This is a genomic window from Flavobacterium sp. Flavsp81, from assembly GCF_059491325.1.
The window spans coordinates 2120119-2142434 of the sequence record NZ_CP168505.1; the positions used below are offsets into that span (position 1 = coordinate 2120119).

General features: G+C 32.6%; 18 protein-coding genes and 1 pseudogene. 3 read left to right on the forward strand and 16 right to left on the reverse strand.

The features are described 5' to 3' along the window. Positions 1-39: 39 nt before the first annotated feature. Positions 40-564: a DUF4251 domain-containing protein gene (locus ACEN92_RS08555; protein ID WP_495641950.1), complete on the reverse strand. Its 525-nt coding sequence runs from the start codon at positions 562-564 to the stop codon at positions 40-42. Between the two features lie 33 nt (positions 565-597). Continuing rightward, positions 598-1032 (reverse strand): META domain-containing protein, encoded by a 435-nt coding sequence (locus ACEN92_RS08560; protein ID WP_495641951.1) that lies wholly within the window; start codon positions 1030-1032, stop codon positions 598-600. Between the two features lie 211 nt (positions 1033-1243). Between ACEN92_RS08560 and ACEN92_RS08565 the strand changes: the two genes are divergently transcribed. Continuing rightward, positions 1244-1771, forward strand: a complete 528-nt coding sequence (locus ACEN92_RS08565) for a superoxide dismutase family protein (RefSeq protein ID WP_495641952.1) — start codon at positions 1244-1246, stop codon at positions 1769-1771. 106 nt (positions 1772-1877) lie between these two features. Then, positions 1878-3080, forward strand: a complete 1203-nt coding sequence (locus ACEN92_RS08570) for an LETM1-related biofilm-associated protein (protein WP_495641953.1) — start codon at positions 1878-1880, stop codon at positions 3078-3080. A 31-nt stretch (positions 3081-3111) separates the two neighbouring features. On the opposite strand, the gene can is transcribed toward ACEN92_RS08570, so the two are convergent. The 4 genes and pseudogenes from can to ACEN92_RS08590 form a co-directional block, all read right to left on the reverse strand. Then, positions 3112-3747, reverse strand: coding sequence for a carbonate dehydratase (can, locus tag ACEN92_RS08575; protein WP_495641954.1), 636 nt, complete (start codon positions 3745-3747; stop codon positions 3112-3114). 109 nt (positions 3748-3856) lie between these two features. Continuing rightward, positions 3857-5512 (reverse strand): SulP family inorganic anion transporter, encoded by a 1656-nt coding sequence (locus ACEN92_RS08580; RefSeq protein ID WP_495641955.1) that lies wholly within the window; start codon positions 5510-5512, stop codon positions 3857-3859. Between the two features lie 80 nt (positions 5513-5592). After that, positions 5593-5877, reverse strand: a complete 285-nt coding sequence (locus tag ACEN92_RS08585) for a hypothetical protein (protein ID WP_495641956.1) — start codon at positions 5875-5877, stop codon at positions 5593-5595. A 133-nt stretch (positions 5878-6010) separates the two neighbouring features. Further along, a pseudogene (locus tag ACEN92_RS08590) lies at positions 6011-6150 on the reverse strand (DNA starvation/stationary phase protection protein); the annotation flags it as partial. Positions 6151-6303: 153 nt separating this feature from the next. Between ACEN92_RS08590 and ACEN92_RS08595 the strand changes: the two are divergent. Continuing rightward, positions 6304-7245, forward strand: coding sequence for a LysR substrate-binding domain-containing protein (locus tag ACEN92_RS08595; RefSeq protein WP_495641957.1), 942 nt, complete (start codon positions 6304-6306; stop codon positions 7243-7245). Between the two features lie 78 nt (positions 7246-7323). On the opposite strand, the gene ACEN92_RS08600 is transcribed toward ACEN92_RS08595, so the two are convergent. The 10 genes from ACEN92_RS08600 to ACEN92_RS08645 form a co-directional block, all read right to left on the reverse strand. Next, positions 7324-8067 (reverse strand): rhamnogalacturonan acetylesterase, encoded by a 744-nt coding sequence (locus tag ACEN92_RS08600; RefSeq protein WP_495641958.1) that lies wholly within the window; start codon positions 8065-8067, stop codon positions 7324-7326. Positions 8068-8085: 18 nt separating this feature from the next. Next, positions 8086-9435 (reverse strand): glycoside hydrolase family 28 protein, encoded by a 1350-nt coding sequence (locus ACEN92_RS08605; protein WP_495641959.1) that lies wholly within the window; start codon positions 9433-9435, stop codon positions 8086-8088. 76 nt (positions 9436-9511) lie between these two features. Beyond that, the gene (gene pelA / locus ACEN92_RS08610) at positions 9512-10612 is read right to left on the reverse strand and encodes a pectate lyase (RefSeq protein ID WP_495641960.1); all 1101 of its coding nucleotides are present in this window, start codon (positions 10610-10612) and stop codon (positions 9512-9514) included. Positions 10613-10619: 7 nt separating this feature from the next. Beyond that, a complete protein-coding gene (locus ACEN92_RS08615; protein ID WP_495641961.1) occupies positions 10620-12251 on the reverse strand; it encodes a glycoside hydrolase family 43 protein in 1632 nt (543 codons plus the stop codon). 12 nt (positions 12252-12263) lie between these two features. Continuing rightward, complete coding sequence (locus tag ACEN92_RS08620; protein ID WP_495641962.1) at positions 12264-13496, reverse strand: glycoside hydrolase family 88/105 protein; 1233 nt, start codon at positions 13494-13496, stop codon at positions 12264-12266. Between the two features lie 33 nt (positions 13497-13529). Next, on the reverse strand, positions 13530-14744 hold the full coding sequence (locus tag ACEN92_RS08625; protein WP_495641963.1) for a glycoside hydrolase family 88/105 protein: 1215 nt from the start codon (positions 14742-14744) through the stop codon (positions 13530-13532). A 45-nt stretch (positions 14745-14789) separates the two neighbouring features. Then, entirely contained in the window at positions 14790-15728 is a 939-nt protein-coding gene (locus ACEN92_RS08630) for an alpha/beta hydrolase fold domain-containing protein (RefSeq protein ID WP_495641964.1), read from the reverse strand. A 107-nt stretch (positions 15729-15835) separates the two neighbouring features. Further along, positions 15836-17515 (reverse strand): RagB/SusD family nutrient uptake outer membrane protein, encoded by a 1680-nt coding sequence (locus tag ACEN92_RS08635; RefSeq protein WP_495641965.1) that lies wholly within the window; start codon positions 17513-17515, stop codon positions 15836-15838. Positions 17516-17526: 11 nt separating this feature from the next. After that, complete coding sequence (locus tag ACEN92_RS08640) at positions 17527-20643, reverse strand: SusC/RagA family TonB-linked outer membrane protein (RefSeq protein WP_495641966.1); 3117 nt, start codon at positions 20641-20643, stop codon at positions 17527-17529. Positions 20644-20677: 34 nt separating this feature from the next. Continuing rightward, the gene (locus tag ACEN92_RS08645; RefSeq protein WP_495641967.1) at positions 20678-22117 is read right to left on the reverse strand and encodes a glycoside hydrolase family 28 protein; all 1440 of its coding nucleotides are present in this window, start codon (positions 22115-22117) and stop codon (positions 20678-20680) included. Positions 22118-22316 lie beyond the last annotated feature (199 nt).

The window sequence follows — 22316 nt, forward strand, 5'->3', positions numbered from 1 at the left end:
TTAAATTGTTACCGCTTTCATTTTTTGATGGACAGAATCTCAATTATTATTTTTTTCATCAGGTGCATATGGTTTTATTTCTCCATCATAAGAAATTGATGCTCTATTATTACTATTGATCGAAAGCGTTGTTCCTCCATCAAAGAAAATAGTAAACATAAGATCATAGACATCCTCTTTACCTTTTATTGTAGTTTTGATTATATAACTTTTCTTTCTTTTTTCAATCCTAACCTTTTCGGGTTTTCCTTCAAATTTTATTCCGCCGTCTCTTCCATAACTTATATTGTAGGCACGTCCAAAAAATGGCAGATCACAAGTTGTCTTTTCTGTATTGAATTTTAAAAAATAGGTATTATAATCCAAAATAATAAACCCTCCTCCTTGTGGTATGACTTTTTGGGCCTCAAATATAAAATTTTTCGAATCAATCAGAGTTTTGATTTTCTTTTGTTTTTCAAGTTCTCTTTCTGCTTTTAATTCTTTTTTAGTTTTTTCCTGGGCAAAACACTCCATACTTAAAAAAGAAAACAACACTAATAAAATTGACAATTTCGTTTTCATAAAAATATATTTTATAGAGTTAAAAAATAATTTTTATTTTTTGGTAAATCGCATCATAGCGATATCTCCAGACATGAAATTTAAAGTCTTACCGTTATCAGTAATATTATATGAAGTTATTTTTTGCAGAGTATTCATAAAGACCTGTTCTCCCTGTCCGTCCATGCACATCATTTTCGTACTTATCATTGGTTGCGTGAAATCAATCTTATTACCTGTTACAATAATCTTTCCTGTAAAAGAATTACAACTGTTATTTCCTGAAACCTGATTTTCTTTTAAATTAAAATTGATCGTTGGTTTTTTATCAGGATACAAACCATCAAAAGCAATTCTTGGTCCGGTAATATAATTGAGTTCCCAGCTTCCTTCAAGTTTAGAAACCGAATCTCCTTTTTTGCATTTAAAGACATTGCAGGAAATTAATACAATTCCTAAAAAAACTACTGCTAAAATATTTTTAATCATAACGTTAAGCTTTAAAATTAGCTGATCCCAAAATTTAATTTTTGAAATTCCACATTCAAACCTATACGAATTTAATCAATATTTTGGGTATATATTTAAAACTAATCTTAAATTATTACTCTTTAATTTGAGGTTTTTTTAACTTTTACAAATAAATAGTTCAGGCATTTTATGCTAATTTTACTTATTATTTAATTTAAAAGCTTTGAAGATGAAAAAATTAATTATCTCTTTCATTATAATTACAGCCTTAATTATTGGCTGTAAAACCAATACGAAATCAAGTGATGCAAAAACTTTAACTATTACTTTAGAACCAAAAAGCAATAGTACAGTAACCGGAACAGCTATTTTTACCGAAAAAAATGGCAAAGTTACTTTTGTTGCGAAAATGGCAGGTTTACAGCCTGGAGTGCATGCCATACACATTCATGAAAAATCAGATTGTACTGCCGCTGACGGAAGTTCTGCCGGAGGACACTGGAATCCTACTTTTAAAAAACACGGAAAATGGGGAGTTGGCGAATATCATAAAGGCGACATAGGTAATTTTACCGCAGATGATAAAGGAAACGGAACTATAACCATGACAACTGATGAATGGTGTATTGGCTGTGAAGATGAAACCAAAAACATCTTAGGAAAAGGTTTAATCGTACATCAGGGAGTTGATGATTTTACCTCACAACCTTCCGGGAATGCAGGGGCCAGAGTTGCCTGTTCAGGAATCATAAAGTAAAAAAAAAACAGAACTTTCATTTTTCACAAATCTGGCGGTTATTTCATTTAAAAATCAATCTTAGCACAAGAAAAAGATATAGCTTTACAACCTCAAACTTAAGTTAATGATTAACCCTTCGGCTCCAGGTTGGATAGATAAATTTTTTAGTGAACAAAAGTTCTCAGAAGCTATTCCTTTTGAAACTATAGATTCATTTTATCATAAAGTTAGAGAAACCGGCTTTATCTATGGGCATATCATATCTATAGATTCCCAAATTCCTGTTCCTATAAAAGGCTGGTTTAAAACCGAAATTTCTAAAATTGCCTTATTAAATACTTTATATGGTGTTTTTTGCTTAGAAAAAAGAAGTTCTGAACCCAAAAATTTTATAACCGAAGTTTTAAAATTCTACAAACAAATGAATCCTGAAGGGTTTAATTTGTTTAAAATTTTACTGCCAAAAGATACTCCTTCCCTGGATTTAGAAAGTATTATTGATGAAAGAGTCCAGACCAATGACAGTATTATAAGTAAAAACTTTTCTCATCTGGTTACCAATGCATTATTATTTATTGATGTTTTGGCTTTCAGACAATATCTCGCTCATGGCGAAATTCCTGAAAAATACTTAAAACGAATTGAAGAAACTGTACTTGGAATTGTTGGTTTGGCTTTAAAAACCAAAACGATAAAATCACAGCATGATGATTTATTAATTAAACTTTTTGAAGCTTCTATCCGATATTCAAAATTTTCAAAAGTTACCGTAGAGACTTTAGAGACTTTACAACTGGACTATTTCAGCAATAAGCTGGAATTGTATTATTTGATTGATATGGCAGGAATGGCTTTATGGAGTGATGGTGTAGTAGAAAATGAAGAAGCTTATTTTTTATACTCTTTAGGATCAATGATGGGTGTTTCTGACGATTTCATAACCAAAAGCATCACAACAACCAATGCCTTTATCACTACTTATAAAAAGGAAATCCCCTACTTTAATTATTCTAATCCGGTAAAACATTTTTACGATCAAATGACGCAAAGTGTTGTAAAATTGATTATAAGAAATAAAAACAGATTAATTAAAGAAATTGTTCAAAGCAAGGAATTGATGGTTTTACTGGCACATTCTACCCATCGTGATTTGGATCCAAAAGAAAAGAAGAAAGTCAAAAAACAAATATTAGACATTTGTAAAACGATTCCGTCCCTGACAATATTTTTGCTTCCCGGAGGAGGTTTGTTATTACCGATTCTAATCAAATTTATTCCCAAAATGTTACCATCTGCTTTTAATGAAAACCTGGATGAAAACGAATAAAAAAAAATCGCCCTTTTCAGGGCGATTCATTTTATAAACTTAGTTGATAAACATCATCCAGTTCATCATTTGAACTGATATTTACATTTAAATCCGTAACAAAACCGGAATTTAATCCATAAACCCAACCGTGAAGTGTTAAATCCTGGCCATTTTTCCAGGCACCCTGTACAATTGAAGTCTTTGCAAGATTGTAAACCTGCTCTTTAGCATTAACTTCAACAAAAGCATTAAAACGCTCCGTTTCATCCTCAATTGAATTCAAATATTTGTCATGTAGACGGTATTCATCCTTAATATGACGAATCCAGTTATCGATAATTCCTACAGACATATTTCCCATTGCAGCTTTTACACCGCCACAACCATAATGTCCGCAAACAATAACGTGCTTTACCTTCAACACATTAACAGCATAATCTAAAACACTTAACATGTTCATGTCAGAGTGGACAACCATATTGGCAATATTACGGTGTACAAAAACCTCCCCCGGTTTCGCCCCAATAATTTCATTTGCAGGAACACGGCTGTCTGAACACCCTATCCATAATAATGGCGGTGTTTGTCCTTTAGCTAAATCTGCGAAAAAATTAGGGTCAAGTGCCAATGATTTTTCAACCCACTCCTTATTGTTTTCTAATATTTGCTTATAAAAATCTTTCATTTTTTTATTTAGTTTAAATGGTATTTCTATTATAAAAGTACTTATGTAAAGTTATTTAAATTTTAATATTTCCTGTACTTCAGAAATACCTTAATTAATTTAATTTGTTTTAAAACTCTTCATTTTTTGATGTTTCTTTCTTCACTAAAGCTCTTTTAGCAACATCATAATAATGTTCAATCGAAACATGGTTATTTATGTCCGGAGTATTTTCCAGTTGGTATGCCTTTTTGAAACCTTTCAATTTTACTTTGATATTTTCATCAATAGCACGTGTTTCTTTAAACTCCCTGATTAAGTCTAAAACATCATGTGCAATATACTCAGTGTCATGAGCATTAATAATTACTTTAGAATTTTCAGGAATTTCACTTAATGTTAGTTTGATGGCTGCTTTATTTAAGAATGAAACTTCTTGTGCCAAATCGATATAAATAACATCCCCATCTTCGTATTGTTCTTTTTTAAAGCTGTAAGCTCTTTTTAAGTTTCCTCTCAAAACAAAAATAATACTGATAATTATTCCTAAAGCAACACCTTTCAGTAAATCTGTAGCCACTACAAATACTAAAGTAGCAATAAATGGAATAAATTGATAAATTTTATCTTTTTTCCAGAAATGAATAATCGTAGCAGGTTTAGCCAGTTTGTATCCAACTAAAATTAAAACAGTTGCTAAAGTTGCCAATGGTATTTTATTTAATATACTTGGAATTGACAGTACACTTATTAGCAAAAGTATTCCGTGAATAATGGTTGACATTTTAGATTTTGCACCTGCATTATTATTTGCAGAAGATCTCACTACAACAGATGTCATTGGCAAACCTCCTAAAAGCGAACTTAAAATATTACCAATCCCTTGTGCTCTTAGCTCAACATTTGTATCAGTATAACGCTTTTGAACATCCATTCTGTCCGCAGCTTCAATACACAACAATGTTTCGATAGACGCCACAATAGCTATTGTAAGTCCAACAACCCAAACCTGCGGATTAGTCACTGCAGTAAAATCCGGCATTATCAGAATCGATTTAAACTCATCAAAAGATTGTGGAACGGGCAAAGAAACCAAATGCTCTTTTGCAATTGCCAATGAACTTCCCGATGAAATAAAAATTTCGTTTAAAACTACACCAGCTATTACAGCAATAAGGGCCCCCGGAATTAATTTTAATTTCTTTAAAAAAGAAACTTTGTCCCATGAAATCAATATCACTAAAGAAACTAAAGAAACCGCTACTGCTCCTAAATTGATGTGATTAATCACATCAAATAAAAATGAAAACGAATTACTTCCATCATGTTGAATAAATGCCTGATCTCCTTCAAAATCTGCATCATAACCAAAAGCATGTGGTATTTGTTTTAAAATGATAATAATACCAATACCGGCTAACATTCCTTCAATAACATTTGTTGGAAAATAATTTGAAATACTTCCGGCTTTTAAAAAACCTAATGCTAACTGAATTAATCCTGCAATAAAAACAGACATTAAAAACACATCAAAAGCGCCGAAATCAGTAATAGCTGTTAAAACAATCGCTGTTAATCCGGCTGCCGGTCCCGAAACACTAATGTGTGACTGACTCAAATAACCTACCACAATACCACCAATAACACCTGCGATAATTCCAGAAAACAAAGGTGCTCCGGAAGCCATTGCAATACCTAAACACAACGGAAGAGCCACCAAAAAAACCACTAAACCTGAAGCAAAGTCAGACTTAAGGTTGGCAAAAAGATTAATTTTTTTTGTCATAATACAATACTAAATAATTGATACATTAAAGGTCTACTGCATTTACGATAAATACAGTTTGTTCAAAATAATCGGAAGTATTATGCCAAGTTAGGAGGGGGAGCAAATATGCTCGGAGAAATATTGTCTAATTTTACAATATTTTCAGACACTATAGTTTTTTTCTCAATATAAACCGGAACACCTACTTCATGTTGAAATATTGCCGGATAAACTGCTGCCTTAAGTTCTTTATGTGAATGCTCTTCTTCAGAAAAACTGAAAAACATAGACGTATCACTGCTTTTTTTAATCAACGTCACCACTGTCGGTGTTGATAAAAAAGCAATAAATATGAATAATAATATACGAGCGATTAATTTCATGTGGGCAAAAATAATGGTTAACGGATAAAATCAAAGCAAAAAGGCTGATTTTTTTATATAAATTTAACATTTATAAAAAAAATATAATAATCTTCTCAGGCATTCTGTTTATAGCTTTTTGAATTACAAACACTTACAATTCTTCTTCTAGCCAGGCATTCATAATCCAAATGGTTTTTACTGCTCAGCGATGAAGTCACTCATCATAGAATTGGTTCCCTCATCATTAATTTAACCTGATTTGTTCAGGATTCCTCTTTCGATTTTATAAATCAGACTGACTTTTTAACGGGTAGTCCTAAAATATTGGTTTTCATTTTCTATGTATTTTATAGTATGATTTTTACAACCCTAAAATAACTTTATAAAAATAATTATAAAAAAAAATTATATTTTCTTATTTTTGCATCACAAAATACTATCAAAATGACTATTACTCAATTACAATATGTTTTAGCAGTAGCCGAACATAAAAATTTCACACTTGCTGCTGAGAAATGTTTTGTTACGCAGCCAACCTTAAGCATGCAAATTCAAAAAATTGAAGAAGAGCTTAAAATTTTAATCTTCGACAGAAGCAAAAAGCCCATTCAGCTTACCGATATAGGACAAAAGATTGTAAATCAGGCTAAAAACATTGTGAATGAAGCTGACAGAATAAAAGATATTGTTGAACAGCAAAAAGGCTTTATTGGTGGTGAATTTCGTTTAGGAATAATTCCAACCATTATGCCTACTCTTTTACCAATGTTTTTAAATAATTTTATAAAAAAATATCCAAAAGTTAAGCTTTTAATAGAAGAGTTAAATACAGATGAAATCATCACTAAACTAAAAAATGGTCATTTAGATGCCGCAATTGCAGCAACTCCATTAGAAGATGAAAAGATAAAAGAAATTGTATTATACTTTGAACCTTTTGTTGCTTATATCCCGGAACATCATTCTAATTTTCAGAAAGAAGAAATCGAAGTATCTGATTTGAATATTAATGAAATCCTGCTTTTACAGGATGGCCACTGTTTTAGGGATGGAATATTAAATTTATGCAAAAACGGTTCCGATACAGAGCAGAATAATTTTCAAATACAGAGTGGAAGCTTTGAAACACTCATAAAATTAGCCGATGAAGGATTGGGTACAACATTACTTCCATACCTTCACACTCTAGATTTAAAAGAATCTGACAAACTAAAATTGCGTAATTTTAAAGAACCCAAACCGGCACGTGAAGTAAGTTTAATTTACCCTAAAAGCGAACTAAAAATGCAAATTATTGATGCTTTAAGAAGCACAATTGCCGGAGTTGTAAAAGGAGCGATTGTTTTTCAAAATGTTCAGATTATTAGTCCGTTACAAAAGAAATAATTCTTTTTAAATAGAAAATCGTATCCAAAACTGTAATAATAAATAGTTTAGGATACGATTTTTATTTAATCAAAGTTTTTATTTAATTCCTTTTTTAAGTTTATCAACAGAAGGATCTTCTAAAAGTTTTATTTGATTAACCACTATTTGTGCAATTTCTGTTGCGCCTTTTAAGGAAAGATGTGTATCATCATCTTTTGCGTCTTTATAAAAAGGATTTTCTCCGGCTTTAAAATGCAAATGCAACAGTTTTGATTTCTCAGGACCGTAAGACTGTTCCAATAACTCCGTATAATATTCTAAATCTATAAATGGAACGTTATATTCCTGCGCAACCAATCTTGTTTCCAAAGGATAATCTCCGTGTGTACCAATTAACACCCCTTTTTCATTAAAATTTCTTCTTGCAATTGAAGTCAATAAAATTGGAGTTGCTCCTTTTGCACGGCTTTCTTTTACAAAACGAATTAAGTTATGTCTGTATGCTGTATGTGGATTTGTGTAACGTAATGAATCCATGTTTTTTTCGTCATTATGTCCAAACTCAATAAAAACATAATCTCCTTTTTTTAGCTTTTCATAAACCGCATCCCATTGCTTTTCATCGATAAAGCTTCTGGTACTTCTTCCATTTAAGGCTCTATTGTCGATAACAATATTATCTTTAAAAAAAGACTGTAGTACCTGAGCCCATCCATGTTCCGGGTTTTTTTCAGGATCCTTTTTGTTTGCCATTGTCGAATCTCCGATCGTATAAACGGTAGTTTTTTGTGCAAAACAAGTGGCTGAAATCAACCACAAAATTAAAATATAATGTTTCATTTTTTTATTTTTTATTAACTATTTCGCTGCTGAAGGAACTGTAGCTTTCTCCCCAATGAAAACTTCATTCAGAATTACATTCTCAGCATTTGTACTTGATATGGCATTTTTAGCCCATTTAATTTCTATGTTATTTAAAGAAATATTTTTGATCTTTTTATCTGCGAATCCCTGAATAACGATTCCTGAAGCCGATGCTTTATTACAGGAAATATCGGAGAAAGACACATTTGATATCTCAGACTGAAATCCTTTCCCTTCGCCATGATAATTGGCTGTTATATAAAGGCAGTCTTCGACTTCATCTAATTGGATATTTCGAACAAAAACATTTTTTATAAAACCACCTCTGTCAGCGTTAGTTTTTAAATAAATCCCTCTTTTTAAATAACCAACTGTTTTACAATTTTCCACAAACACGTTTTGTACCCCGGCAGACATTTCGCTGCCGATAACTACTCCGTGAAGCCCTTTGAAATTACAATTTCTAATAATGATATTCTCGCTAGGTGTAACTGAATTTGCTCTTCCTTCATGATCCCTTCCGGCTTTTATAGCCACATTATCATCACCGTTGTTGAAAGTTACGTTTTCGATTAAAACATCTTTGGCATATTCAGGATCAATGCCGTCATTATTATAATTTAATGATTTATAACTAATTCCTCTAACTGTTATATTTTCTGATTTCAACAAATGTAAACACCAAAAAGGAGAATTCTCAATACGGATATTTTCAACCAAAATGTTTTTGCAGTTAAAAAACTGAATCATTTGCGGACGTAAAAAATAACCTGTTCCAAATTTCCTGTCTTTTAAAGGAATGTTATTATGATTCATTTCACGACTCAGATCTTTGCCTTTTCCCTCTTGTGCTTTAAAACTTTTCCAGATCTTTCCTCCTTCTCCATCAATAATTCCTTCACCGGTTAAAGCAATATTTGTGCAATCATAGGCATAAATTAACGGACTGTAATTATAGAGCATAGTGCCTTCCCAACTGGTTAAAACCATTGGCAAATAATCTTCTGGTTTGTCACTGAATTTAATTTTTGCTCCTTTTTCAATCTTCAAATTGACATTGCTTACAAAATGAATCGGTCCTTTTAAAAAATAAATTCCTTTTGGAACTACAATTGTTCCTCCGTTATTTTTTTTGCACAATGCCATCGCTTTATCAAAGAAAGGCTTGCTGTTAGAAATTGAATCACCTTTGGCACCCAATTTTGCAACATCAATTTGATAAGAAGGAATTTTAGGCAACTGAATTCTATTGACGATTGAATCGACTTTTGCTGTTGGAAATTTATTATCCTGAGCAAAAATGGCGGTAGAAAACAATACAAAGAAAAGAAGTCTAATATTCATAATTTAATTTTTAAAACACAAGTACTTATTCACTGATATAAATATGAAAATAAGATTCTATAACTATTGAAGAAATTTACTCTGAATCCGTTTTTTCTGAATTATACTTTTTTGCCCACTTTTTATATTTTTTCAGAACTTCCTTAGGCTCATTAGAATACCATGAATAACCATTTCTTCTTTCTTCTCCAATATCCGTTAGAAATCTCTTTTTAACTCCGTCACGATCACAGAAAAAAGGTTCATTGGTATCAAGTTCTGCAAACCTTGGCCAAATTGGCGCAACGTCTTCCATAGGATACATTTTTTTACCAATAACTTTTCCTTCAGCATCATATACACGCTCTTCTTTTAGATTTGTGATTTTTGTTTTTTCAAACCAATCATAAGCACTTATAACAGCAGTTTTAATTTCGGGTGAAGGATTATCAATAGACATTAATAGCAAGGTTACTTTGGCAGATTCTTTTCCGCTCAACGAAGCAAGTTCATAAGCTCTTGCATTGGCCGGAGCAAAAGTAACTTCATCATGCTGTGCACACCAAACCGTTAAAACACCGTTTTGTTTGTATTGCGTTTTTAAGATACAATCAATTCCTTTTTCGAAAGCAATTTTAGCTTTATCCACCGTTTCTTGTGGAGGTTTTATACTATAATATTCTGTTTGATTTGCTATTTCCCGCAATACATTCAAAACATCCACCATTGAATTATCATTATAAGTGATATGCGTATAATATCCTTTTTTTAATGGAAAGTATTGAGGCCATCCTCCATTAGGATATTGTGCCGAAAGTAAATAATCAACTGCTCTTAAAAATGAATCCTTGTATTTTTCTTCTTTTGTCTGCGCATACATTTTAGATACAAAAAGTATTTCCTGTGTCGTAGCTCTATTGTCTATGGTGCAATCTTTTCCTGAAGGTTTCAGTGCTATTAACTTACTCTTCTCATCCTCAGTCAATTCTTTTAGCATCTGGATATTTTTTGGCCAGCCGCCGATATCTCTTTGGTAAAGCAGCACGTTGTCGGCTATTTTCCTTCCTTCTTCTGAACCAAACCAGGCAGAATAACTTTTCATTATTAAGTCCGGCCATTTTTTACTTTTTTCCTGTGCATTTACACAAAAGCTAATACTAACTAAAAGTAATAATGCTGTTTTTTTTAATTTAATCATTTTTTTTCTATTTAGTAATTCTGAACCAATCTATTGCGACACTTCCTGCATCGTTTATAATTCCCTCCCTAAGTGCTAAAAGCCCTATTTTTGCACCAATCCATTTTCCTTCTCTGGCAGTAAAACTTTCGCCGATTGGGTTGAATCTCTGGCCATCTTCACTATAGAAAAAATTACAAATCCCGCCTGCTTTAACCTTGACCTGTAAGTAAATCGTTTTATCTTTTACTGCAATTCTCTTACTTTCAGATTCAATTCCTTTTTTATCAGCTTTCAAAGCTGTTTTTTGTGAAAGAAATAATTTTCCTTCTTCTTGTTTCAGACATAAAAAACTATAATCCAATCCCATAATTAGTAATCCGGTATATTCGCCGTCAAATCTGGAATTAAATGTAATTTTTGTGGTAGCTGTAAATTCATTTGCAGGTAATTTTTGCAAAAGTAAATTGGGAACATCAAACAGATTGTTATACTCCTTTGGCGTAGGAATACAACTTAAATTATAATATCCCATTGCTGTAGGAAGTCCCCAGGTTATCTGTGGATTTGCATGCCACTGCCATTGAAGTCCAAGTTTAGGATTGTTAAATTCATCACTTTCCGATGGTGCTTCAACAGGAAATGATTTTTTACCCACATTTGGCTTTTTATAAACCATAACAGGCTCACCAGTACCATTTTTATCTTCGTCGCTTCCAATTACCGGCCAATCATTCTGCCACTTCATAGGCTGTAAATGAACTACTCTGCCATAAGCAAACTGATCCTGAAAATGAATAAACCAATCTTCACCTGTTTGCGTTTGAACCCACGCTCCCTGATGAGGCCCATTTACAGTCGATTTTCCCTGATCCATTACTTTCTTTTTTTCATAAGGTCCATAAACATTTCTGGATCTCATAACAGTCTGCCATCCTGTTGCAACTCCTCCTGCCGGAGCGAATATGTAATAATAGCCGTTACGTTTATAAAACTTAGGTCCTTCAATAGTTGCTTCATCTGTATGACCGTCAATAAGCATTACGTCATCATTGTTCGCAGATAAACCATCCGGATTCATTGAGCAAACAGACAAAATACTTTTTATTCCTGCACGACTTCCTGCAAAGGCATAACCCAAATATGCTTTACCATCCTCATCCCACAACGGTGTCGGATCAATTAAGCCTTTTCCTTCTTTTACCATTACCGGTTCGGACCAGGGGCCTTCTGCTTTTTTGGCTTTAATAACATAAATTCCAAAATCAGGATCAGGATAATAAATATAAAATTCATTATTATGATATCGAATACATGGAGCCCAAACCCCATTTCCGTGTTGCGCTTTATTGTATACTTCCAAAGGCTTTTGTTTGGATAGTGCGTATCCAATTAATTTCCAGTTAACTAAATCTTTCGAATGAAGAATCGGCAAACCCGGAATACAATTGAATGAAGAAGCCGTCATATAATAATCATCTCCAACCCGAATAGCATCCGGATCAGAATAATCAGCATACAGGATAGGATTCTTATACGTTCCATCCCCCTGATCTGCTACCCAGACTTTCGAATAATTATTTTCGTTCTTTTCCTGTGCCAATAAAGTTTGTACTGTAATGCAGCATAAAAAAAGAGATGTTATTTTTATAAATTTCATTTCGAATAATCTTTATCTGTTTAATTCTAAAGCTGCCAGAATAAAAGGTCCCGTAGCTTTAGGATCATTATCTTTCTTTTTTTCATTCACATAATATTCGTATGACCCGTCTCTGTAAGGTGTACCTCCTAAACCAGCTACCTGACAAGCCTGAGTCAACGTAATAGAACCATCTGCATCAACTTTCATTAATTGGGTTGTTAAGCCGTCAAAAGCTTTGTTTGCCAATTTTTTAAATTTTGATGGTAAATATCCTTTATTTGCTCCTTTTGCAAAAGCATAAGCAAACATTGAAGATCCCGAAGCTTCTAAATAATTTCCTTCTTTACCCATTTTATCTGTCACCTGATACCATAGTCCTGATTTATCCTGATACTTCGCTAAACTCTCCGAAACATTATTCAGATAACCAACCAATTCTTTTTGTTTTGGATGATCTTTAGGAAAATAATCCAATGCATCAACCAAAGCCATTACATACCATCCTAAAGCTCTTGACCAGTAATTTGGCGAATTTCCGGTTTCTTTATCAGCCCATGGCATTTGTTTACTTTCATCCCAACCGTGATATAACAAACCTGTTTTCGGATCAGTTGCATGCAATTGAATTTGCTCGAATTGTTTAGCTACATCATCCAGATTTTTACCATTTTCAAAAGTCACAGTATATTGAGCATAGAAAGGCTCTCCCATATATAACCCGTCTAACCACATCTGATTTGGATAGATTTTTTTATGCCAAAATCCACCGCTATTAGTTCTTGGGTGATTTTCTAATTGTTTTTTCAACGTTTGCATTGCTATCAGGTAGCGATTATCTTTTGTTGTATCATATAAATTAAACAATAATCGACCAGCCACAATCATATCAATATTGTATTTTTCTATTTCGTAGGTTTTTATTGTTCCGTCACTTTCCACCAAAACATCGGCATACCCTTTTATATATGCAGCATATCTTGGATCTGGATTTTTTTTATATAATTCTTCAAATCCATGTAAAACCAAACCATGTACATAATCCCATTTTGGGGCTTTAGAATCGTCAATCATATAAGCTTCAGGATGACGTTTCATAAGTGTTAAGGCCATTTTATCAGACCATTTCAAATCTTTAGAAATTACCGTCAAATCTTGTAAGGCGGTAGTTTTTACTGGTTCAGGTGAAGCAGTTTTACAACTAAAAAATGTGAATGAAACAAAAAGTGCTGCTACTTTTAAAGTGTTTAATGTGTTGTTTAACATAGTAATTTATTTTTGTCTTTATTTATCGAAATTCTATTTATCTAATTCTATTGCTGCCAGCAGGAAAGCACCCAATCCATGCGAATTATCGGTTACAATTTTTTCGTTGATGTAATATTCAAAAGAACCGTCTCTATAAGGGTTTCCGCCTAATCCTGCACTGCCACATACCTGTGCAATATGAATTTCACCATCTTTATCTACCTTAATAAGATTCAAAATTAATCCATTAAAGCCTTTATTGGCTACTTTTTCAAATTTAGCCGGCAAATAACCTTTATGAACACCTTTAGCAAGAAAATATACCAACATTGAAGAACCGGAAGATTCCAAATAGTTTCCTTTTTGCTTTTGTAAATTCGGAATTTGATACCATAAACCTGATTTGTCCTGATATTTGCTTACTGCAATTGCTAATTCATTTAAATATCCAATCAATTCATTTCTTTTTGGATGATCCTTTGGAAAATAATCCAATGCATCAACTAATGCCATGCCGTACCAGCCAAGTGCTCTTAACCAAATATGAGGGGCCGTACCTGTTTCTTTATTTGCCCATGGCATTTCTTTACTTTCATCCCAGGCATGGAAATACAAGTCTGTCTTTTTATCAAATGTGTGTTCATGAAGAAGCTCAAATTGATGAGCAACATCATTTAATTTCTTTCCTTCCTCAAATTGTGCCGTATATCTGGCATAAAAAGGTGCCCCCATATACAAACCATCTAACCACATTTGATTTGGATAGATTTTTTTGTGCCAGAACCCTCCCGATTGTGTTCTTGGATAGTCCTCAAAATTATTTCTTAATGTTTTTAATGCTGTCACATATTTTTCTTCTTTTGTTTTATCATAGAGATCAAAAAGTATTTTTCCTGCATTTATATTATCAAGACTATGATTTCTAGGGTCAAACTTTTTGATTGCACCGGTTTCATCAATGAACGTATCTGCATATCCTTTTATGTAATCATAATATTTTGGATCATTGGTTTTATTATACAATTTCTGGTAAGCAGTCAAAATCATACCAATTTTATAATCCCATTTTGGTGCTTCATGATCATCAATTTTCCAGGCTTCAGGATGTCTTTTAATTATAGACAATGCCATTCTTTCTGACCATTTTAAATTATTAGAGATATTTGTCTGACTCTGAGCATTATCCTGAGCAATTATTTTACCACAAAAAAGAAGCAATAAAACAATTACTTTTTTATAGAAATTAATTTTTTGAGAAATTATCATATTTATTAAAATTTATTTTATGTCACAATTACTTTTTGGATTTTTTTACTTAAAAATTTTATCCAAAAACTGAGTCGTATAAAGAACCATTTCATCGAACCATGGTTGAAAAAACCAAAATGAGTGAGGTGTATCCTTAATTGTTCTTACCTCGTTATAAATATTATTTTGATTTAAAATAGCAATCATATCATCTCTTCCTGCATGGAATCTATCAATACTGCTATTTATAAATAACGTTGGCGGTGTATTTTTATTTGTATGTGTTAAAGCCGAAGCGTTTCTCCAGTTTTCCGGATTTTCTTTAGAAGTTCCACTAAGCCAAAAGGCAGCCATATCTCCTTCTGAGGATTCAGGATGTTTAAAAGCTAAAACTCCATCGATATTAATAATTGCGTTTACTTTTGATGAAGCTTTACTTTTATTCTGAGTATCATCAAAAGCTGGATTTTCATTTGTTGTACCAATTAAAGCAGCCATTTGACCTCCTGAAGAGCATCCTAAAACAGCAATTTTATTTGGATCTACATTGAATTTTCCTGCGTTATCTTTCATAAACTTAATCGCATTTTTAACATCATAAATTCCTTCCGGATATTTTGCCTCTAATGACAACCTGTATTCTATTGTAAAACACGAATAGCCTTTTGAAGCTATTTCCTGTGCTAAAACCCGCATGTGATTTTTATTACCTGATCTCCAGCCTCCGCCGTGTATCATGATTACGGCAGGATTTCTTTTTTTTGCTTTATTAAAAAAAGCATCCAGATGCAATGATCTGCCTTTATCATTATTATAAACAATATCATTAATTTGAGTGACTTTTATATTTTTTTCAGCTTCAGCTATTTTTATGAAAGGATATTTTTTTACTAATTTAGTGTATGTACTTTTTACCGTGTACGAACTATCAATACTATAAGTGCTTTGTGCAGAAATAGTCTTTGATAAAAAAAATAATATAACTAAAAATATATTTTTCATTTCTAATAGAAATTAAGCTTAGTTAAGAAAGGAGTTCGGCATATTGCCAAACTCCTTTTTAACTAATTCAAAAAAACAAATAACTTATTTTATAATCCTCAAACATATTAATATGCAGGATTCTGTGGAAAAACTTTGTTCTGATTTAAATCTAAAGCTAATTGTGGGATTGGTCTTAATATTTTAAGTTGACCACCTACTCCAACAAAATTAGCCGCTTTAACTTTATAATTATGAGCAGAAGCTCTTGCCACAAGAGTACCAGTACGTTTTAAATCAAACCATCTTTTATATTCACCTAACAGTTCTCTTCCTCTTTCATCTAATATGTAATCAATATTAAATTCAGCTGCTGTTGCATTTGCTACACCCGCTCTTCTTCTTACTTCATTCAGACGATTTAACCCTGTTTCTGGCTGCCCTGCTTTTAGATAAGCCTCGGCTGCTATCAGATAAGTTTCACTTAAGCGTGATAGAATGATGTCTCTTGTGCTTACATTTCCTGCAGTATTAGGAGTTGTAGGTGTAGGATCATCAAACTTTTTAACAGGAATTGTATAACAATCTCTGTTATCTATTAAAGTATGTTCGGCAGTATATTCACCCCATGGATGATAAACAAAATTTGCTGAACGTTTTGATGTAGCCATATAATTAGCTTTATCTGTAGCGGTAAACCATTTAGGTTCATAAAAATGTCTAACTCTTAAATCAGCTACAGGAATTGATGTATCATAATAAGGAGTATATAACACTGTTTTACCATCTGTTGGTCTCTTATACTCAAAAATTTCGGTCATAAAAGTCGCATTCCATCTGGTATCACCTTTTTCATAAAGACCTAAAGCATATCCTGTTGGGCATAAATTGTAGCTTCTCAAAGGAGCACCATTCGTTTCCGATCCTCCTAAGTATGGTCCGAAATAATAAAATTGGTTATTACCAAGTTTGGTTGGATCAGTACTTGTAGAAGCTACAGAATATTGTACTGAAAAAATAGTTTCAGCATTCAAATCATTATTTGAAGTAGTTGTTACTTTAAACAAATCGGCAAAAGGAATATTTAAAGCCTGTCCGGCAATAGCTGCATCTGCATAAGCTGCTGCCTTTGTAAAATCGCTCGCTGTACCAAATGTCTCATATCCTTTTGTCAAATAAACTTTTGCTAACAAGTCATTTACGGCTCTTTTATTTACTTTACCAGCACTTGCATAAGCAGCAGTTCCTACACTGGCAAGAGATTCTTCAAGATCTTTGATGATATGTGTATAAACTTCTTCCGCAGTATTTCTATCAAAAGCTAGTTGAGCCGAAGTGATATTATCATCAACAATTGGTACACCTCCATAAGTTTGTACCAGTAAGAAATAAGCATTAGCTCTTATAAATTTTGCTTCACCTACTAAGGTTGGAACATTTGCATTTTGCTCAGTAATTGTTGAATAATAAATCGTTTTGTTTACCGATTGAATTGCCTGATAACATGATTGATACAATTGTTCAACACCAACTGAAGAAGGTATCAAAAGTGTATAATCTGCAAGCCCTGCCGGCTCTGGAGTTCTACCTTCAGCATACATATCTGTACCAGAACAAAATAACCATGGTGCTCCACCATAAATATTCTTAAGAGATGCATAATTAGAATTAATTAATAACTGAAATCCAGAAGCTGTTTTATAAGTAGGATCTGCTGGAACATTTGAAAGACTTTCTTCTTCAATATAATCGTTGCAAGAACTAAATAAAGTAACGATTAACCCTAATAATATTATTATTTTTTTCATTTTAAACCTTATTAAAATTTAACACTTAAGCCTAATTGTGTAGTAACTGATGCAGGACGATTAACTCCAAAAGCAGCACCTGCCCATTCTGGATCATATCCATCAAAGTCCGTAAATACAAATGGATCTAAAATGTTTGCATAGATTCTAAGATTACTTAACTTTAATTTTTGTAATAATTCACTATTAAATGTGTATCCGATAGAGATATTTTTGATTTTTACATAATTAACTTCTCTGTAAAAAGCCATTCCTGAAGCCCAAAATGTACCTGCACCAGTTGCTGCAGGACCTGGACGTGGATTAGTATTGTTAGCGTTCGCCTCAATTCCGGTTCCATTTGTAGGAATAAAATAGTCCATGGCTAATTTTTGACGTCCCCTATCAGTTGTATCTCCAAAGTTTTGATGAAAAGTACTTAATACTGTTTGCCCCTGACTTGCTAGTACAGAAAAATTCAAATCAAATTGTCCAACCTTTAATCTGGAATATATACTTCCTTGCCATTCAGGGTTTGCATTACCAATTACAGTTCTGTCATTTGCATCAAATTTACCATCTCCGTTAATGTCTTTTGGTTTTGCCATACCAGGCTTCATATTTCCAAAAGTAGCTGCTTCAGCTGCTTGACTTTCTTGCCAAACTCCATCATACACATAATTATAATTAGGATTTAGTTCTGAACCAAGAATAAGTTTATTTCCAATATCACTTACTTTATCTTGATTATATATCGATTCTAACTCATTTTCATTTTTTGTGAAAGTAAAACTTGTTTCCCAATCCACTAATTTTGATTTAACGTTTTTAGTTGTAAGACCAACTTCAATACCTTTATTACTTACTGATCCAACATTAGAAAATGTATTATTCCAACCAGTTTCATAAGGTAATTTTTGCAGATAAATCAATTTATCAGATAAACGATCATAAACATCTATACTTCCAGTAATTCTATTGGATAGAAAACCAAAATCTAGTCCGAAATTCAATTCTCTTGTTTTTTCCCAAGTTAAATCTGTGTTTGCTAAGTTTTTAGATTGCCATCCAGGTACCGCATTTGCACCATTAGCGTAAAATGTTTGCTGATCTAATAAAGCTTGTGAAGTGTATGGTGCGACATTGTCATTACCTGTATAACCAAGACTGGCACGTAATTTTAAATTAGAAATAATATTACTGTTTGCCAAAAATGATTCTTTGCTAATGTTCCAGCCTAAAGCTATTGATGGGAAACTTTCCCATTTGTTCCCTTCTGATAAAACAGACGATCCATCCCAACGAGTAGATGCAGTAATTAAGTATTTATCTTTGTATCCATAATTTAAACGAACTGCATATGAATTCAGAGTGTTTTTAGCATAAAAAGATGTAATTTGATAACTTGTTTGTACGCCAGATCCCATATTATTTGAACCTACATCAAAAGGCTGATTATTAGAGTACATGTATGAGTTTTCATCTATATTGGAATAAAAACTTTGCAATAAAAGTGCACTAAAATTATGAACTTCATTAAAAGTATGCTTCAAGTCAATTTGATTATCCCAAGTATAATTGAAGTTTTGAATATTCTTGATAGAGGCTGAATTTTTATTAGTTAATGCAACTCCAGCGTTAGATTGAGCTCCATAAGCTGTACTATTTACGCCATTAAAAACACCGGCTGCAAAAGTAGTTTTGAATGATAACCACTTTAAAGCCTGATATTGAAAATATACATTTCCGATAGTTTGCCAGCTTTTTTCAGTTTGCGAAGAATTTTTAATTTCAACTAAAGGATTTACTGAACTTGTTTTGTTTATTGCCCATGATCCGTCAGGATATGTTAATTTACCTGGTTGAAAAAACAATTGATCTGTTTCATTACCGTTTGCATCAACCGCATAAGGTGACATAAGCGGACTTAATCTAAATGCCTCCTGCATTGCCAAATCACTGCCTAGCTCTGATTCGACTCTAGTCATTGTAAGGTTCGCCCCTGTTGAAAACTTTTCATTTATTTTATGATTAACACCTAATTTAAAAGAGTATTTATCCATTGCATCTTTATCGATTAGCCCTTCATCATTTTGAAGGCCAAAAGCCAGGTTATAGCTCAATCCATTATCAGCTCTGCCTGATAAATTAATATAATTATTTGCTGTCATACCTGGTTTTAATACTGCATCATACCAATCGAAATTATAACCACTATTAGCACGTGATACTAATAAAGGGCTTTGATTACCTGCTAATGCTGCAAGCTGAGCAGGAGTTTGAGTTGATGGTGTAGCACTCATGTATGCTACCTGATGAAATTTCCACCATTCAGCTCCTGACATCATTTTAGGTAATCGGACAGCTGTTTTAGTTCCATAGGATGATTCTAAAGATACGCTTACACCACTCTTTGCTGATACACCACTTTTAGTAGTCACTATGATAACACCGCTTGCTCCTCTGGAACCATAGATTGCAGCAGAAGAAGCATCTTTCAAAACATCCATTCTGGCAATATCTTGTGGATTTAAGAAATCAATATTATCAGTAGGTACACCGTCTACCACATATAAAGGAGTGGCATCTGACAATAAAGAGTTACTACCTCTAATAACAACCTTGTATCCATCACCGGCACGACCAGTACTAGAGGTGATCTGTACACCCGGAGTACTCCCTTGAATCGCTTCTAAAGGATTAATAGCATTTCTCTCTGTAATTGTTTCTGCCTTAATAGTACTGATCGCTCCAGTAATGTCAGATTTTTTTGCAGTTCCATATCCAACAACAACAACCTCAGTAAGTGTATTTGATTCTTCTGTAAGACTTACATTTACTTTAGATTTTCCTACAACACTAACTTCTTGTGTCTTAAATCCCAAATAACTAATTACCAAAACAGCTTTATTATTTGAAACGTTTATTTTAAAACTACCTTCAAAATCTGTTGAAGTACCGTTTTTAGTTCCTTTTTCTATTACGTTAACTCCAGGAAGTGAAAGCCCGGCAGCATCTGTAATTTTTCCTTCAATTGTATTCGATTGTCCTGACTGGGCACTCATAATATTGCTCAGCAGAAAATTAAAAAAGAATAAAAATACAAGACTGCATTTTATCCTTTCTTTTAATAATGGTTTAATCTTCATAATTTAGTTTTAATGGTTAATTGAATAGTTTAATTTAGTTTTTAATTGATTCTACTTTTATTTTATTGATATAGGTGTTTATAAAATTAAAATTCTTGATATTTTTCAGCAGATAAACCGAGTCGGCTTTTTCAATAACAACATTCTTAAGTGTAACATTTTCTACAGGTGATTCTTTATACCCCTCAGCCCAAACTCCATATCTACCGGCTTTTTTTACTGTAATATTCTCGAGACTAATATTTCTGATAACAGGAATAAAATTTCCTGTTTGAGAACCATATACATTATAAAACATATTTAATTTTAAAACACACTCTTTAACAGTACCAACCTCAAGGTTCCTTACATAAACATCTTCAATAACTCCACCTCTTTTAGAATTCGTTTTGATTCGGATTGCCCTGTCAAGATTTGGACTATCCATAATACAATTCTCAACAAAAACATTATTAACACCTGCGGATATTTCACTGCCAATTACAACACCTCCGTGACCATCTATCATTTTACAATTTTGTACAATAATATTTTTACTTGGTATTGCCACTCTTCTTCCATCAGCATCTCTTCCTGATTTTATTGCTATACAATCATCTCCGGTATTAAATACACAATTCTTTATAATAATGTTTTGTGAATATTCAGGATCACAACCATCATTATTTGGACCATGGCTATTAACCGTAACTCCGTCAATAATTATATTATTTGATTTCATAGGGTGTAAAATCCAAAAAGGAGCATTTATCACCTTAATATCTTTTATTAAAACTGTATTACATTCGAAAAATTCAATAAAATTTGGACGTAAATAACGGCCTTCACCAAAAACTCTTTCAGTAACCGGTACATCCTTCTCAGCCATATCAACCAAAACTTCGCGATTAGCAGGGTCATTTTGCGATGGAACTCCTTTTTGCCAGCCATAACTTTTACCGCCAGACCAAACCCACCAGTTACTACTATTAGCCTGGCCATTGAGAATACCCTTACCCGTTATAGCCACATTCGTTTTATTTTTCGCATAGACAAGAGGAGAATAATTCATTACCTCTGTTCCTTCAAAAGAGGTATGAACAATAGGATAATCTTTGGGATTTGTGCTGAAAAGAATTTCAGCATTATTATCTAAATGTAAATTTACATTACTCTCTAAATGTATTGCTCCTGTCAAATATTTGCCATCAGGAACAATTACTTTTCCGCCACCATTTTTAGCACATTCTTTTATTGCTTTTTCAAATGCCTCTGTATTTAATGTTGATCCATCTGCAACAGCTCCATAATCTTTTATATTATAACTCTTATCTGAAAATTTAGTCTGAGGAATACTTTCAACTATCAAATCCATTTTTTTCCATGGATTATCACCTGAAATACCTGCAATCTTACTACTACATGAAAAAAACAACAAAACATAAGCCATGATAAAAAAAACTGAATTATGCTTTAGAGTCTTATATATAATCATTTGGAAACATTTTAATTTATAAATGTAGGATTTTATTAACTATGTAATCGATTACACGAAAATAGAAAATTAGATTGAAGAGAGCAAATTTATTTAGTAAAAATTTATATATTTAATTTTTATTATAAAATTAATTTACACTTATTGCAAAAAAATGTATAATTTTTTATTATTGTATTATTATATTTAGCAAATAAAA